The organism is Pseudomonas sp. NFIX10 (assembly GCF_900111955.1).
GTDB lineage: Bacteria > Pseudomonadota > Gammaproteobacteria > Pseudomonadales > Pseudomonadaceae > Aquipseudomonas > Aquipseudomonas fluorescens_AA.
This window is the reverse complement of record NZ_FOKH01000039.1, coordinates 49,027-64,821: the sequence shown is the minus strand read 5'-3', so window position 1 is coordinate 64,821 and position 15,795 is coordinate 49,027. Positions and strand designations below refer to the sequence as shown.

General features: G+C 53.9%; 14 protein-coding genes and 1 pseudogene. 9 read left to right on the top strand and 6 right to left on the bottom strand.

The features are described 5' to 3' along the window. Positions 1-343: pseudogene (locus BM321_RS26525) on the top strand (transposase); the annotation flags it as partial. 265 nt (positions 344-608) lie between these two features. On the opposite strand, the gene BM321_RS26520 reads toward BM321_RS26525, so the two are convergent. Both BM321_RS26520 and BM321_RS26515 read right to left on the bottom strand, forming a co-directional pair. After that, complete coding sequence (locus BM321_RS26520; RefSeq protein ID WP_175535177.1) at positions 609-1,682, bottom strand: SIR2 family protein; 1,074 nt, start codon at positions 1,680-1,682, stop codon at positions 609-611. A gap of 1,198 nt (positions 1,683-2,880) precedes the next feature. Then, the gene (locus BM321_RS26515) at positions 2,881-4,533 is read right to left on the bottom strand and encodes a RopAA-2 (protein ID WP_092445805.1); all 1,653 of its coding nucleotides are present in this window, start codon (positions 4,531-4,533) and stop codon (positions 2,881-2,883) included. A 397-nt stretch (positions 4,534-4,930) separates the two neighbouring features. Here BM321_RS26515 and BM321_RS26505 point away from each other — a divergent pair, with 397 nt between their 5' ends. Beyond that, a complete protein-coding gene (locus tag BM321_RS26505) occupies positions 4,931-5,419 on the top strand; it encodes a nuclear transport factor 2 family protein (RefSeq protein WP_256573498.1) in 489 nt (162 codons plus the stop codon). A 3-nt stretch (positions 5,420-5,422) separates the two neighbouring features. Here the strand turns inward: BM321_RS26505 and BM321_RS26500 are convergent, their stop codons facing one another. Beyond that, a complete protein-coding gene (locus tag BM321_RS26500; RefSeq protein WP_092332447.1) occupies positions 5,423-6,238 on the bottom strand; it encodes a DUF1206 domain-containing protein in 816 nt (271 codons plus the stop codon). Positions 6,239-6,679: 441 nt separating this feature from the next. Between BM321_RS26500 and BM321_RS26495 the strand changes: the two genes are divergently transcribed. The 4 genes from BM321_RS26495 to BM321_RS26480 all read left to right on the top strand — a co-directional run bounded on the left by BM321_RS26495 (position 6,680) and on the right by BM321_RS26480 (position 9,533). After that, positions 6,680-7,450: a class I SAM-dependent methyltransferase gene (locus tag BM321_RS26495; RefSeq protein WP_092445801.1), complete on the top strand. Its 771-nt coding sequence runs from the start codon at positions 6,680-6,682 to the stop codon at positions 7,448-7,450. A 61-nt stretch (positions 7,451-7,511) separates the two neighbouring features. Further along, entirely contained in the window at positions 7,512-8,087 is a 576-nt protein-coding gene (locus BM321_RS26490) for a GNAT family N-acetyltransferase (RefSeq protein ID WP_092445799.1), read from the top strand. A 118-nt stretch (positions 8,088-8,205) separates the two neighbouring features. After that, positions 8,206-9,009, top strand: a complete 804-nt coding sequence (gene dapF / locus BM321_RS26485) for a diaminopimelate epimerase (RefSeq protein WP_092445797.1) — start codon at positions 8,206-8,208, stop codon at positions 9,007-9,009. A 77-nt stretch (positions 9,010-9,086) separates the two neighbouring features. Further along, positions 9,087-9,533, top strand: coding sequence for an NUDIX hydrolase (locus BM321_RS26480; RefSeq protein WP_092445795.1), 447 nt, complete (start codon positions 9,087-9,089; stop codon positions 9,531-9,533). A gap of 6 nt (positions 9,534-9,539) precedes the next feature. Here the strand turns inward: BM321_RS26480 and BM321_RS26475 are convergent, their stop codons facing one another. Next, entirely contained in the window at positions 9,540-10,106 is a 567-nt protein-coding gene (locus tag BM321_RS26475) for a nucleotidyltransferase family protein (protein WP_092445794.1), read from the bottom strand. Between the two features lie 74 nt (positions 10,107-10,180). On the opposite strand from BM321_RS26475, the gene BM321_RS26470 reads away from it, so the two are divergent. The 3 genes from BM321_RS26470 to BM321_RS26460 all read left to right on the top strand — a co-directional run bounded on the left by BM321_RS26470 (position 10,181) and on the right by BM321_RS26460 (position 12,413). Further along, positions 10,181-10,996 carry a suppressor of fused domain protein gene (locus BM321_RS26470; protein ID WP_092445792.1) on the top strand — a complete coding sequence of 272 codons (816 nt, stop codon included), beginning with the start codon at positions 10,181-10,183 and terminating at the stop codon, positions 10,994-10,996. A gap of 15 nt (positions 10,997-11,011) precedes the next feature. Beyond that, the gene (locus BM321_RS26465) at positions 11,012-11,692 is read left to right on the top strand and encodes an alpha/beta fold hydrolase (RefSeq protein ID WP_256573497.1); all 681 of its coding nucleotides are present in this window, start codon (positions 11,012-11,014) and stop codon (positions 11,690-11,692) included. A 97-nt stretch (positions 11,693-11,789) separates the two neighbouring features. Further along, the gene (locus tag BM321_RS26460; RefSeq protein ID WP_092445790.1) at positions 11,790-12,413 is read left to right on the top strand and encodes an SMI1/KNR4 family protein; all 624 of its coding nucleotides are present in this window, start codon (positions 11,790-11,792) and stop codon (positions 12,411-12,413) included. A 461-nt stretch (positions 12,414-12,874) separates the two neighbouring features. Here BM321_RS26460 and BM321_RS26455 read toward each other — a convergent pair whose 3' ends face one another. Beyond that, positions 12,875-13,930 carry a PD-(D/E)XK nuclease domain-containing protein gene (locus BM321_RS26455; protein WP_092445788.1) on the bottom strand — a complete coding sequence of 352 codons (1,056 nt, stop codon included), beginning with the start codon at positions 13,928-13,930 and terminating at the stop codon, positions 12,875-12,877. A 353-nt stretch (positions 13,931-14,283) separates the two neighbouring features. Continuing rightward, a complete protein-coding gene (locus BM321_RS26450) occupies positions 14,284-15,753 on the bottom strand; it encodes a 5'-methylthioadenosine/S-adenosylhomocysteine nucleosidase family protein (RefSeq protein ID WP_092445786.1) in 1,470 nt (489 codons plus the stop codon). Positions 15,754-15,795 lie beyond the last annotated feature (42 nt).

Here is a 15,795-nt window from a genome sequence, read left to right as displayed (position 1 = left end):
AAGCACCGTCGGACAGAGCAGCCGTTGGTGCATCACTCAGATAGAGGTATCCAATATTGCTCGGGGATGTACCAAGCGCTGCACGCGAAATACGGTATTCGATGTTCAATGACGGACGGCTATGACTGCTACCAAAACGCCTTGGCAGAGCGGGTCAACGGGATACTAAAGACAGAGCTTATGCTCCAGCGACCGCAGGGTTTGCTGCAAGCGAAGAAGATGGTGAGTGAGTCGATATCGATCTATAACGGCGAGCGACCTCACCTGTCTTTGAAATACAAAACGCCCGATGCGGTGCATCGGGCGTTAGGGTGAAACAGGTGTAAACCTATTTCAGGACTAGACAATGTCAATGGAGTTGTTCGTTTTACTAGGAGCTTTCCAATATTCCTCGATCATTCGCCACGCAGATAACCACGGTTCTTTTAAAGCGATGCCTTCACGCAGCGATAGAAGTTCATTGATGGCGGCGCGCTTAACTATTTCATGTGCGGAAGAGGTGAGCGCCCACTCAATTGATTCTCTGCTACATAATCTCCCACTCAAGAAGGCGGTTATGGTGCGTGCTGTGTTTCGCTCCTGGTCATTTAAACTAAGGAGTATTCCGCTCATAGTGATACGCCTCGCATTTTCTCTGCGCATACGGCAATAATTGCATCTAGCCATCCATTGTCGGCTCCGCACTTTGCAGCATAGGAAGAAAGTCTAACTCTTTCGCTATCACTGCTGCGGCGAATAAGGTGGTCAAAAAGGTCTCGGTCTGAATCAGTTGTTAAGCTTCTATTTTTTTTAACTATTCGCTTAATTTCATTATCGACCAGCTTTATATTTCCGTTGACCGCAGATAAAACCGCCCATCGTTGAAGGGTCTTCAGTAAAATGGCGTGGTGGTTCTTGCTGTCGTAGCTGATAGGAGTTATTCCACGGCCTTTCCAATCCTCATCTGCAATAGGATCTGGTTTATCCAATCCCACGAAAGTAAATCTCTCTTTAAGATCATCAAACCTGACACCATCTGCTGCAACTGCATTGAGAAGGTAGCGCATTGGAGGGTCATTAGCGCTGTAACCAATGAGCACGAGATGAAATAGTCGGGCTGCATCATAAATAAAGTCAGGAACACTGCGGCGTCTGAGATAAAACTCTCCGAAATCGTGGTCGGTAACAATTAAATCAGAATACCTATCTTCGTCGCGCTCTAAGGCGCCGTGGATATGAAGAACGCCAGAAAAGTCTATGCTCCTTCCTGGTCGAGGAATTGCGCCTAGTGCGTACGTTGGGATTTTTATTTTTGGTGTTCCAGGAACTGCACGTTGCAGCAAAAGGTCAAAGTTGGTGGTTATTATCGTTGTAACGCCACCACGATCAGCCAGGCGCATAAGAGCTTTATGTATAGGAGCTGGTTGGCGCCCCGCTTTTCTCAATAACTCAGCAATAGTTTTCCTAACTTGACTATTAGTGCTGGGTTGTCTATCCATGCGACGTTCTAACATGCCCAGCACAACGTCGTAGTCTCGCATGAAGAATCGTTTAACTTCTGCTGCTTGTTGGTTGCTAAGACTATTGAGGCTTGGCTCTGGGTCTTTATCGTTGTGAGCTGAGATTATTGTATGAATAGCACCATCCAGCTTTTCATAAACATTGATTACAAGTTTACGAAAGTCCGGAAGGTTAGCGGGCATTGATACACCTGCTCCAGCTATGAAAAGGACCTCTCCGCGGGCATGTGCGAGTAGCAATCGTTCCGGTATCGATGGTAAACCATCGCCTAAGGAAATGATGCGATCTATAGAATCGTCTGCCACTGTGTCTGGTCTGGAGATGCGCATGGTCATCCTTATGCTCGCGAGTCCCTAGAGCTAGGATTAAGAATGAAATCAACTGGTCACGTCAATCCTTAGTTTAATGTCTGCATTTTTTTTGCGGTTCTCAGTGCTATAGACCGTTCAACCTAAAACGAGCTTCTATGCGGGTATTTTTTCAGCTAGCGGATTGCCAAGGGATTGGCATTATCAGACTTGGCGCGCGCCGTCATCCCCCCACCACGCCTACGGGCTAAATAGGTCTTTTTTTCTTCATGGCTGCGCCTTGCTTAGCACAAGTGTGGCTGAGCATTCGGCTGGTGGAATGTGGGAGTATAGAGCCTGCGAATCCCTGCGAAGGGTAGGTAGGTCTGATACGTTCACGACAGCGCGATTCGTTCGCTTGGTGCAGATCCTCCCAGGCTCCGGATCACAGGAACGCAGTCGGAAAAAAGTAATGCGCGAATCCTGACACCGTAGCAACGCTGAAAGCCCCGCATTGATTGGTTTCGATGAATTACTTCAGAAAGAAATTTAGAGTGATTGAAAAATAATATTGATTTAACTTATTGATTTATAATGGATTCTTTAAGTTGAAGATTGCTTTTCTAAAAGTAATTACCTTTCTTTTACATTACAAGAAAATCACCTTGTATCGAGCCTACGTCCCCCAACGGGACCAGGCTTTGCAGGCAAATCCCCGGGGTGAGTTACCAAAGTTACCCACTGCCGACGCTGCTCCCCAAAAACGCAATAGTCCGATTACGCAACCGTGCCTCCTGGTGCCGCACAGATTCCATGGGATTGCCATGGGAACGTTTGCGCGCAAACTATCGACCTGAAACCCTTATAAACCGGCGCCTCACTCGCTGAAATTGCCGATCGGGTGCTTTCGAATCTCTCCTTCACCGCCACATTCTGCAAACACAAACCCCTGATTTTCCTAGAGAAAGTCGGGGGTTTGTGGTTTCTGGCGTCTGGAAAAGAGCGATATGGGGCCGGAGGACCATACTTCGCGCCAAGCTGGGGCAGTCCATATTCGTGCTTTCCTTCGGGTGCTGCAGGCCCCCAGCGGAACTTACACGATATCGCTACCATCCTGAGCAGGGGGACGCGGGGGCGCTGAGGACGTTGCTTGGGTCTGCGGAGCTGCGAGCGGCTGCATGGGTATGTTCTGACCTTGAACGGCTTGGCCTTGAGAGGAGCCCACCGCACGTTGTCTCAGAGCTCCAATGCTTTTGTCCCAAGCCGATTGGGAGGTGGAACCAATGGCGCTCGCGGCGCTGATGACTCCATCCCCTGCCGCTTGAACTGCATTTTTGGTGTGGTTGGCCCCTGAAACAGCTACCTCTTTGGTAAACCTGGCGCCGGCGAGCGATGTCTTGAGTGCAAGCTCACCTCCCTTGACCGCCACTCTGCCAACTGCATCTGCGCTCCCTTCTACTGCTTTTGGTACATGGGCATCGACAGCAGCGGTGGCTTTTTTCGGTAATGACCCACCTAGGGAGGCGCCAGCTGCCCACAGCCCGAAAGCCAGAGTACCCAATACGTTTCTTACACCCTCCCTGACTGCGGTAGTCGCCATGCTTCCCAGCTGGCTGGAGCTGGCCAAATTGGCTGTGGCGGCTGTAGCCGCGCCCATCGCAGAAAACCCCCCAATCAGGAGGCCATTTCCTAGAACGCTGACCGGGTCTAGCATCTCTTTCAGTGCCTCGCCGCTGATGATCGAATTCAGAGCCGTAGCCGAGCCTTCACCAAGTCGCGCGGAGACCATCTTAACCAGGGCAGTGGCATCGAGATCCTTTAAAGTCTTGAAGTCATCCAGCCATTCGGTCTCTTGATCGACAGGCTTATGCGGCTGCCCCTCCGGTACAGCATCTCGACGACCATAGAGCATTGCAGGATCAGCTATATGGTTCGTGCGGTCGAGGCTCACATTGTAATGCTCAATTGCCACACCCACGAGGATAGCCGTGACTGGGCGTAGCGCGGGCTGCAGGATTGCATCCAGACTCTGTCGGTCAGCCGCCGTCAGGGCAAGCGACGTTGCATACATTAAAGTATTACGTACGGCAAACCCGGTCAGCCACTTATTGGCTTCGTCAAAGGCGTTCAGCAATGGACCTCTGTCCAATGCCATCAGTTTTTCCGCCACGGATGTTTGAAGCGCCGGGTGCAGTGTGTTGCTATCAGGCTTAAGGTAATAACCAGGCTTGAAGCCTGCAATCATCTTGTTGCCGGCAGCATCAGCCATACCGGCATACAAGCATGACATCGCGTTCTCTATAGCCGCTTCGCGTACTGTATTGGAATGCAGGCCTCCTACCTGGAGCATGGACGGATTGAAATTACCTGCCTCGGTAAGCGCCGCAAAGGGCGTCCCCCCCATCGCTGACTTTATTGACGCAAACAGTCTGTCGGCTCTGGCTGCGTTTTTTTCCGCCTTCTCCATGTCATGGACGTTATAGCCCTGCGCCTCTAACCGTTGAGCACGGTCATCGCGAATGGCGTTCAGCTCCGTGTTGTGGGTGCTTGAGGCAGGGGCAAGGACTTGACCGGAGTCAGTATCTATTTCGAGGTGGGGCTCGAAATGTGCCTGAAGCCGCATGCTCATCGCTGACCCGACAGGAGTAAGGTTGGGAGCGTGGGAAACCTGTTGCGCTGCATTGTGCTGTAGCTCATCAGGTACACGAGTCAGCTCGCGGTTTGCGCTTACATTGATTTTATCCATGGCATTACCCTCTGGTGATCGGCAGATAGAAGAATGCAAATGATTCCGGTGGCCTACACGGCCACCCACCATCATTCATTCCCCCGCCCCGACACATCTCGATCTGGACGCTATGAGCGGCGACATCCTCACCCTGAGTGGCGGTGGCGGAAGAAACGTTCCAAAGGACAGCGGTTATTTCATGGATTTGGCTGAGAACTCGTTGGGGGCTTCGATGAATCGGCGGATAGCTGTCTGGAGGTCGGCAACGCTGTGTGCGACCTCCAATCGCACCAGGACGCATCCCCAGACAGCATCAGGCAAATTCGCAACAGTATCGAGCAACAGGATCCCAGCGCCTGCCGTTAAGGTTTCCTTCCAACGACTTTTTATCAACTGCATTGTTGGGAGAACAATCATGACCACTTGGATGAGTTCGGCTTTGCGCCCTATAGCTGTCGCACTGTCTCTGGCCCTTTCAACGAGCCCAGTCTGGGCGTCGGAAAACGCCAATGCAGATCGGCTGCGTCAAGCATTCACGAACTGGCAGCAAGGCAAAGGCACCGTGTTCGATCTATTGGCGCCCAACGCCACATGGATTGTTGCCGGATCCAGTCCTGTATCGGGCGTGTACAACAGCAAGGCAGATTTCATGGAACAAGCCGTACGCCCGATCAGTGCTCGGCTGGCGACGCCTATTTCCCCCACCGTCCAAAGCATTGTTGCCAAAGACGATGTCGTGGTGGTGCTGTGGAACGGTGAGGCAACGGCCTTGGATCGCAAGCCTTACCGCAACACCTACATGTGGCATATGACCTTCAAGGACGGTCAGGTCACCAAGGTACAGGCCTTCCTGGACACCTACGTGTTGAACGACCTTATGCATCGCGTAAAACCTGGGCAGTAAGCGCTACGTTTGCGAAATGCCGGGCACATCCATGTTGATCTTGCGCCAGGCCGCTTCGGCAAAGCTGTAGGCCGAAAAAGCGATCAGACCCAGCGCCATCGCCATCAAGAGCACACCGCCAGCCGGCAGGTTCTGCAGCGCGTCGAGGGCGTCTTTCATGCCGGGTGGGTCCATGGCCTTGTAGGTCGAGCCGCTGATGCTCAGCAGCAGGGCGATTTCAATGAAGACGACGCCACGGGCGATCAGACCGAAGCGCGATACCGGACGCACATAGCGCATGACGTCTTCGTCCGCTTCAAAGTACTTCTCGAACGTCGCTTTCCACCCCTTGATGATGTGAGCGATGCCCACCCCCAATGGCACCAGGGCGATGAGGTAGATCAGCAGGTTCGAATGGTCCCAGGACAGCAGGCGTGCCAGCAGGTCCTGGGTCTGTCCGCCACCGGAGCCGCCGGAGCTTTTCAGCCCGCTGACGAGCAGGCTCAACGCGAAGAACGCCAGCGCGCCGTTGATGAGCCCGCCCGCCAACAAGCCTGCGCGGATCACCAGGCCCTTGAGTGCCTTGCCGTGATGATCGACATCGCGCGTGGCCTGCAACACGCGCCATCCGGCGAAGGCGAGCAGGCCCATCACCACCAGACCCACCAGGGCGTGGCCGAAGGGCTGGCTCAACAGCGTTTCCAGGCTGCTGTGGCTGTCTTTCGGGTTGCTTGAGTCGCGAGCCGCCAGCAGGGCGAAGATACCCATGATCAGGTAAATAACGCCTCGAGCGGCGTAGCCACCTCGTGCCAGGAAAACGAGGCTTTGGTATGGGGACATAGGAGCAGATTCCAAAGAGGACATACAGGAGCAGACCCATGGCATGGCGAGTGGGTTCGATCAGTGTGATAGCGGTAGCGGCGGCATTGATCCTGCGCTGATCTTTAGGGTGTGAATCCGTGACGAGGGCGCTTGCTTCCGCTTGAGTGCGAAGCACTCACAGGAAGGCGACACAGATAACCTGGCTACGCCGGCCAATCGCCTACTTGCCACAGTATGAGCCCCGCTGCCGCCAACCAATCGACGTGGCCAGCACCTGGTATACAAGGAACAAAGGGGGTAAAACGATGAAAGAGGCTGGTACCGGTGCATACAAAGTGGTGGCTTCGAAAGGCCTCAGAAAGACAGTTGAAGATGCGGAAAACGGCTAGGCGATAATTCTCCCCTTCCATCCAGGGGCCAGCCCAGCTAATGCAACATTTACAATGAGGGTCGTTGCTCATGGCAAACATTCAAAAGGCTGCCCAGGTTGGATACTCATCCCAAGCCCACACTTATGCCAAGGGGCGCCCGAACTATCCAAGTGAACTGAGTGCCTGGCTTAAACAAGAATTGGATCTTCTTCCGGGATCGGCGGTTATCGATCTAGGGGCCGGCACAGGAAAATTCACTCGATTGTTGAAGTCCATGGCGCTCGATGTCATTGCGGTCGAACCGGTTGAGGCCATGCGTGCCGAGTTTGCCCAAAGCCTGCCGGACGTCAGGATTGTGGAGGGGACGGCAGAAAGTATCCCGTTCGAATCTGGAATGGCACAAGCAGTGGTGTGTGCTCAGGCCTTCCACTGGTTTGCAAATGAAAAAGCGCTTGCCGAGATTCACCGAGTACTCAGGGCGAATGGCCGATTGGGCCTGATCTGGAACGTACGTGATGAGTCGGTGGACTGGGTGGCCGCTATCACTGATATCATCACTCCATACGAAGGCGATACCCCGCGTTTTCATACCGGGTCGTGGCGGTTACCCTTCACAGGCAACTATTTTTCGACTCCTGAACCGACCTGCTTTCGATACACACATTCAGGAAGCGCCAGGGAAGTCATCATGGACCGGTTTCTGTCGGTGAGTTTCATCGCCGCCTTGCCTGCCGCCGAAAAGGCCAAGGTGAGTGATCAGTTGCAGCATCTTATCGACACGCATCCCTCCTTGAGGGGGCGTGAAACGATTGATTTCCCTTATCAAACCCAAGCCTATCTGTGTCGCCGTCTGGATTGAGGACAGCGCTGGAGTGGGTTGTTTTTCAAGGACACCATGATGTTTGAAAAGGACTTTCATGATGCAAACCATCCCCACATTCCAAACCCGTCGCCTCATCCTCACACCCCTTGAACTGACGGATGCTCCGGCGATTCAACAGTTATTCCCACACTGGGAAGTGGTCCGTTACCTGGACCGTCGCGTGCCCTGGCCCTACCCGGATGACGGCGCGCTGACGTACGTGCGCGACCAAGTGTTCCCCGCTGTCGCCGCTGGGCGCGAGTGGCACTGGATGATCCGTATTGCCGACGATCCGGCACAGAGCATCGGCAGCATCAGCCTCTACGATCAGCCTGGCAACAACCGAGGTTTCTGGCTGGCGCCGCAATGGCAGGGAAAGGGTTACATGCGCGAAGCGTGCGAGGCGATCAACGCCTATTGGTTTGAAACCTTGGGACGCCCCGTCATGCAAGTGCCCAAGGCGGTGGGCAACCTCGCTTCGCGCAGGGTTTCGGAGCGCGAAGGCATGCGCATGATCGGGACTCAGCAGGGAGACTTTGTCTGTGGACGTCTGCTTAAAGAGGTCTGGGAGATGACGCGTGAGGCGTGGCTTGAGAGAAAACCCGTCGTTAATGAAAGGGCGGGGAGTATCTGAGAGCCGCCAACCTCAATCGAACGGCCATCGTCGGGGGCATCGGTCCTCGCACCTCGTCAACAACAAGTAACAAGGAAGAGCACATGCAACCGTCACTCATCTCCAGCAGAGCGTTTGTATGCCACTGAGCTTTCATAAGATGCATGCCAATGGCGATGACTTCGTGATTGTCGATTCGCGAAATTCGGCTAGTGCGATGACGAGTGCCATGGCGCAACGGATGGGGAATCGGAACCGGGGCATAGGCTTCAACCAACTCGCGGTGTTGCTCGATTGCGACGATGCCGCTGCGCGGGTGATGTTCTGGAACGCGGATGGCTCCGCGCTGGACGTTTGTGGCAGCGCGACACGAGGTGCGGCGGACCTGCTCATGCGCGAAGCCAATGTAACTGCGCTGATGCTGCGCACTAACCGTGGTTTGCTTACCTGTGAACGTACCCCCACCGGCGACATTTCCGTCGACATGGGCGTGCCGCTTTTCGGCTGGTCGGACATTCCCTTGGCGCAGGAACTGGACACCGCCACCCTGCCACTTGCTGGCAGTCCAGCCGCCTGCAGCATGGGAAATCCCCACTGCACCTATTTTGTCGATGACCTGGCTAGTATTGATATCGCGACGATCGGACCGGCCATCGAAACCAACGTGCTGTTTCCGCTTAAGACCAACGTTCATTTTGTCCAGATCATTGATCGCACGCATATTCGGTTGCGCATCTGGGAGCGCGGGGCGGGTATTGCACTGGGGTCGGGGTCCTGTTCGTGCGGTGCGGTTGTCAATGGGATTCGTCGTGGTTTGTTGGACAGCACCGTCGAGGTTGAATGTGATGGCGGCAGCGTGACGGTGCAATGGGATGGCGTGGGCGCGGTCTTTCTTATCGGGCCGGTGGAGGCGAGTTTTTCGGGAACGATGAGTCAAGGTTGAGTTGATAGGGTTTTTTACCCTGATACAGGGTTCTGCAGGACGTTGTTCATCATTAAATCAAAAAGGAAGTTCTATTCGTGTCGGCACAACGCATTCGCCCACTCGTGCTTTGCATTTTTCATCATCACGGAAAAATACTGGTCAACCAGTTCTACGATGCCAATAAAAACCAGACGCTTTTTCGTCCAATTGGTGGCGGCATCGAATTCGGCGAAAGAAGTCGCGATGCCATCATCCGAGAAGTGCAAGAAGAGCTGGGCGCATCAATCAGTGACCTTCGGTTGATTGGCACCTTGGAAAGCATTTTTACCTACGCCGGCAAACCTGGGCACGAGATCGTCCAAGTCTACGATGCAACATTTGACGACGCCGATCTTTACGAAAAAACCTGGCTGGAAGGCTTTGAGAGCGATGGCGCATCGTTCAGGGCTACGTGGTGTTCCAGTGCCTGTTTCACGGCTCTGACGCCGCTGGTGCCTGAGGGGCTTTACGATTTGCTCAAGTCGGCTTCGTTCCTGGAGTGAGTCGGATCAGCGAAGGTCATCCACTATCCTCAGCCAAGGCCAGCGAGCCTGATAACTTTTCGCCTTCTCATCGAACAAGTCCGGCTGGGGATTTCTTGGATTCATGCGAAGGACGCCTTGCTCTACGTCGTCCAGGCCATAGGGCGCATAGACCTCACCGGTTTCAACATCCAGCCCAATACACGTACCCGCAATCAAGTAACGATCAATGCCATCCTTGGCCGACTGTAGCTGAGGATACGGCTTGCCAAACCGCTGGCCGTACCAAAGGTGGACGCGCGCCTGGTTCTTGATCTCGATGTTGACGTCGAGGTCCTGAAACAGACGCTGGGCGGCGCTGATCACTTCATTCTCGGCCTCCCAAGACAGGTCGGGGTCGAAGTAAAAAACGTCGTAGTCCTTCACGCCCCAAGCGGGTGGGCGCTGCGACTGATGATTCCAGACGGCTTGGAACAGGCAGCCAGCCGTGAGCATGCATTGATTCAAACCGAGTGAAGGCAAGCGCGAAGTGATTTGCGCGTTGATTGGATTGGTCATTGCTATGCTGAGCAAACTTTCGACCGTCAATGTCATATTCATCCTTTTGAAATCGATCCAGGCATGGTGACTGAGCCTAGATCAACTGCAATTTTCGGATAGGAACGTCCATGAATTTCTTCAAGAAGCTCTTCGGTTCATCGAAAACCCCTGAAACCCAAAACGACCAGCCCGCGCCGCAGTCCCACGAGCTTGGCGACCTGACCGAGGCTGAAGCAGCCAATCTGGCCGTCCGGGAAGCCGGCGCAGCGTGCCTGGACCGTCATTGGAGCGCTGTCGGCACGGTCGAGCGGGATGTCCTTGCCTACCTGATCAGTCCGACCTTCTCCGGCGGCCCGTACTGGCCCTCGACCCGCCAGGCCTACCGCGTGGTTCGCCGTGACGACGCGATCATTCTCGCCACTGAAGGCCTGTCCGATCCATTTGATGATACGGAAGGAATGGGCAACGGCTTCGAAATGGAATTGTTCGTCGAAACCGCGGATATCCCCGAGCACGCTTATGGCCCGGTGGGAGAGGTCGATCCTTTCAAACGCAGTTGGGCATTCGAATTGTTGGAACACGTTGCCAAAACGGTGGCCGACGCGGGCGGCATCACCCACCAACTCGACCAGCACGGGGCGCTATCCCTTGAACTTCCCGGGCTGAGCCAATCGCACCACATGAGCGATCAACTGCCCAAACTCTTCGTGACCGATGACGACTCCACCGGCGTTCTGCTCGGCGCCCCGGCACCGGATTTCCCTACCCAACTGGATGACATGCCCTTGTCCCCGGTCAGATTGGTGCCGGTGGTATTGATCACCGCGGCGGAGCTGGAGTATGTCCGTTCCGGTGGACGAGCGGCTCGGGAGGATCTGGTGAGCCGTTTGAAGGCGGCGGGCGTTGGGCATATGAGCAGTCTGCATCGGGCGAGTGTGGTGTGAAGCTGGAACCGGTCATTGAACCTGGCGGTATCCCTTTGGCCTCCTGCTGACTCTTTCAATTCCATTTTCAAGGACGAACCCGTGACCGCATCCCCCGCCAAACTCATCTTCTTGCCCGGCGCCTCAGGCAACACCCAATTCTGGCATCCGGTGGCTGAGCGCTTGGCCCACCTGGCGCAGCCAGTTCATATCGGCTGGCCCGGCTTTGGAGACACACCGCCCATGCCTGGCGTGACCGGCATGAATGACCTGGTGGCGCGTGTGCTGGCCGAGATCGACCAACCCACAGCGCTTGTGGCGCAATCCATGGGCGGTATCGTCGCGGTGCTCGCAGCACTTGAACGCCCTGAGCGGATCACCCACCTGGTGCTGACCGTCACCTCGGGCGGGGTGGACATGTCGGCGCTGGGCGCGTACGACTGGCGCCCGGATTTTGCGGCGGCCAACTTGACACTGCCGAGTTGGTTTCTCGACGACCGCACCGACCTCACATCCCGCTTGGTCGAGCTGCGCATGCCGGTCCTGCTGCTCTGGGGCGACGCTGATCCGATCAGCCCCGTTCGCGTCGGCCAGTACCTTGCCCAACTGTTGCCCCGCGCTGAACTGCACGTTTTCCCTGGCGCCGATCACAGCCTGGGCTTTACTCACGCAGATGAGGCAGCGAGGCTGATCGAGAGACATCTGGCCAGCGAGTGAGCGCAGCACTTGCCGCTTGTTATCGATGCGTCGGACTGATTGTGCGACGCGGTGTGTTTCAAGACCTCTAGTGTCCCAATACCTTTTCGAGACAACAATGACTGACTACCGCGGACTCATCCTCGAACACACCCGTGAAGGCGCCACCGACCTTGCTATCGCGCAACTGGAAGCCAGCCTGGGTGCCCGCTTGCCGGACGACTATCGCCAGTTCCTGAAAACCTGCAACGGCGCCTACTTGGAATACGATGTGCTGGCCACGCTCGCCAATGGCGATGAGGAGTTGCTCAGCTTTTCACTGTACGGGCTGGACCCGGACAAAGAGTATGAATCCAACCCCTTCGAACTGGAGCAACTGCGGGCTCAGCCCGGCTTCCCCGCGACGGGATTGCTGCCGATCGGTCGCGACGGCGGCGCGAGTATCCTACTGCTGGATTTGCGCGAAGGGCGCCAGGACGTGGCGGCGATGGTGGCGGGCTTACCGGCCTGGACCGGGCGCCGTCAGCAGGGCGATGAGTATGTGGTGCTGGCGGATTCTTTCAATGGCTATTTGGATTCGTTGCATTTATCGGAAGAGCGGATCGAGGAGCATATCAATCACTTCATGATCAGCCCTGAGAGTATCGAGGCGACGTTGGAGTGGTTGGATAAGGGGAGTCCGGGCTGGCGGGAGCGGTATCGGGAGTTGTGGAATGCGAGGGTTGTGGATCGGTTGATTTGAAGATTGATTGGTGGATGAATTTCGCTCTTATGAGTGTATACAGTAGGCCCCTTTTGGATCGAAAGCAGGCGGTCATGACTGACTGTTTTCGGCCAGGAGCGGACGCTGGGCCGCGCATGCCCCCATGATCGCATCCAAGGTGATTTATGATGCTCTCTACAGGCTGCAGAGACCGCAGACGCTTTCAACAATCGCTGCGCTGGATCAGGTAACCACGAACTACGCAAGCATTTACAGCCACAAAAGTCATTGACTCGGCTCCTACCTTAATGGGCCCCGCACATTGAGTCTTCGGTCACACTTAGATATCTCTATCCAGTTCATCCCCGGACGCGGCACAATTCCAGCTTCAGTAGCGTCATAATTTGTGAGTTACTGCATAATTGAGGAATTGTCTGGTAACCAACTACTCCGGTTACGTCATACTCTGATACCGCCATTCGGACTCTATTACCATCGGACTATTCATACCACCGTGGCGATATAAAAACTTTCACATCAACTTTGTCGCGCAGTTTTTCGATATCTGTCAACAGGACTAATGGATCCCGGATCCGAGTCTCGGGATCATAGATAAAAAATACAATCTTATTGATGTGCTCATAAGCTGAATATCGAATAACATCAACGATGAGCTCATTCGATAGTTCTCGATCTGACAAACTCCCTCGTGTCTTCTTTATTTCAATAAGCACTCCTTCGTTGACGAGCTGAAAGTCCACCCTGGAAGCTGACCCGGCGATATCCGGGCCCCAGACTTCACGCTTGACGATTCCGAACTCCATTTGCAGCATAGGTAGCATGAGGTCCTGAACATCGTACTCATCGTTAACCTCAAAAGATGGTTTTCCGCGTTGACGGGAATTCAGGGACACCACAAAAGCGTTAAATCGTTTGAAGATAAGAGCGAGCCGGTTATCAACTCCAAGCATTTCACGGGTAGGCGGCAATCGTTCTCTCGGTGAAAAATGATTCTTAAGCTCTAGCTCCTCGAGTCGGATCAGCGCCGCAGGTGAGCGACGGGATAAAAATAATAGCCCAGAGACCAGCAGCATGCTCATCAATAAAACAAACCATATGAGGTGAACGAAATTCAGCGAAACTCTGAATTTATTTTCAAATTTGTACTGAGGAGTGCCGTCCGGCCTGTGCCCTGTTCCAGGCACTACACTTACCTCGTGCTTGACGATTACACCTAGAGTAGGGAAATAGAAACTCAAATGTGGAGGTAACGAATCGGCCACCCCCTTATTGTACCGCTCCAGCTGCCGCGCCTCATCCCGCATAGCGCTCCCATAATAGTCTGACGACAGGTACTCCCTGATGGCCGAATTCCCTAAATCAAAATCTTCGAAGACGGCGTGCACCCACATGATGTAATTCGAGCCAATCGAAATAAAAGCGCATACACCCATAATTTTCGCAAAGAAGACAGCACTTCGAGTGTTTAGTATCGTGTCGGCAAGGGATCGTTCTTCCCGCAACAACCCTAAATAAATGAGTATTCGATTCAACATTTCGAGATCCTAAATCCTTACTTTTCTACGGTCGCCCACCGAAGCGGCAGACAGTTGGTCGATTGAAATAGTTACATTGGATTGGTCTAATGACCAGCCGTTGGTAGTCGAACCGAGATTATTGCGTTCCTGCGAAGCTCCACAAAAAACGCGGAATCTTTTCAAGCTCACGATTGAAGATAGTACCATCGGATTGCAGTCACTGGTTCTGGTAAGCGTTAGCAGCCATGAGGGGCCGGCCTGGGTCGATAGCTGCCCTTCATGAACGGCAGCTGTCGGCCAAAAGCAGACTCTTGGCTACCACGGCATGGTTATGCCAACCCCGGGTTTGGCGAAATAACCATTGCCACCATCTAGCCGGTAAATACTCTCAGTTGCCCCGTGTTATCTTCAATTGCGCTTTTGTAGCGCTGGGCTTCATCCGAATTACGGCAGCACAGGTAGATCACCAGACCTTGTGAAAGGTGTTTTTTGATGTCTTCGATGATCGAAAATGCACGTGAGCGCATGAAGATACCGTCGGTACTGATGAAGATGGATGAGCAGGTGGTTTCAAATACCAGAATGCCATTGGGCGCGCGGAATCCGCTGCCTATCGTGTCGCGCCTGATGGTCACAGCACAGTTTTCCTTGGCTTTTCGAAGGTTCTTATCGACTCGGTGGAGCGAGAATCTGTGTTGATTTTTCTTGGCCCGATAGGAGACTTCACCATTTTCCATGTAACGTCCGGAGAAATCCTTCCAGGCCTCCGCCCCTCCGCGTCCTGTAGTTAGCTGGTTCATATCGAACACGTCGTTGTCGGTCACCACCGTAATCGATGTGGCATTCAGGCAGATGCTCAGCGTCTTAGAACCATTGTGCTTGAAGGCATTTTGGGCAAGTTCGAGAAGAACGTCACATATCAGATAAGGGAATTCACTGTCATATTCGATTTCAGAACAGTAGTTGTGCAGTTTACGTAGCAGTAGAGGGCCATACTCGTTGTTTAGAATGTCATTTAGGCCTAGTTTTTTCACATCTCGTTCGTGTAGAGAAATGGTGTCGCCAATCATCGCGTCGAATAGATGAAGGTAAGCGGGAGACGCAGTTTCAAAGCTGTAGCCATTCGACTGGCACAACGAATCGATAATGATAGGCAGACGCTGGGCTGTCGTAGTAGCAATTTCTTTCTGCCCGATATCCGAGAAGCTGTCGCCGCCGTAATCCGATACCGTCTTGACAACGACCCACGGCACTTGGCCGACGCTTTGCACAAAACCGAAGGCCTCCATTTCTCCGGCTTTCACCTCCGGGTACTGTGCGAGCAAGTCATCGCGGGCCGCATCGCTTTTGTACAGAGTTTCCAGGCTCGCCATGGTCGCAGTGGTACAAGGCACGCTGGCGAGTTGATCTTCGTCCAACACCGTATTGCTATTGAAGGATCTCTTTCTGTAACGAGTGCCAGTAGGCGTGACTTCCATATCATTCAGTGACAAGACATGGGTGCATACCAGTGTCTGACCAATGGATGTGAAATTGGGAGCACCCCAACAGATGCCGGTCAGAATGATCAGGCTCGGCTTCGAGTAAGCGTCGATGAATCGGACTGCGGCGTTGGCGATAGAGCCCTCTTTCGATGCGCCGCTCGCGCCGCTCAAATGCACTATTAGCCTTCTATCCAATGTACCGATGGTGCAGCCTCGGTTGGGTATCTGAAGCCTCAGCTCTGCCTTGTGCTTTAGAATGTCGTTAAGCGCATCCTTTTCCTTGTCGTTGGATGTGAGTATCAGGATGTAATTATTTTCGAGGGCGGGCTCGTGGTAATGAATATCGATGTACTTCATTGCTCTGTCTCATGCTCCTGGTGTTAGACTTTTTAAGAAAAG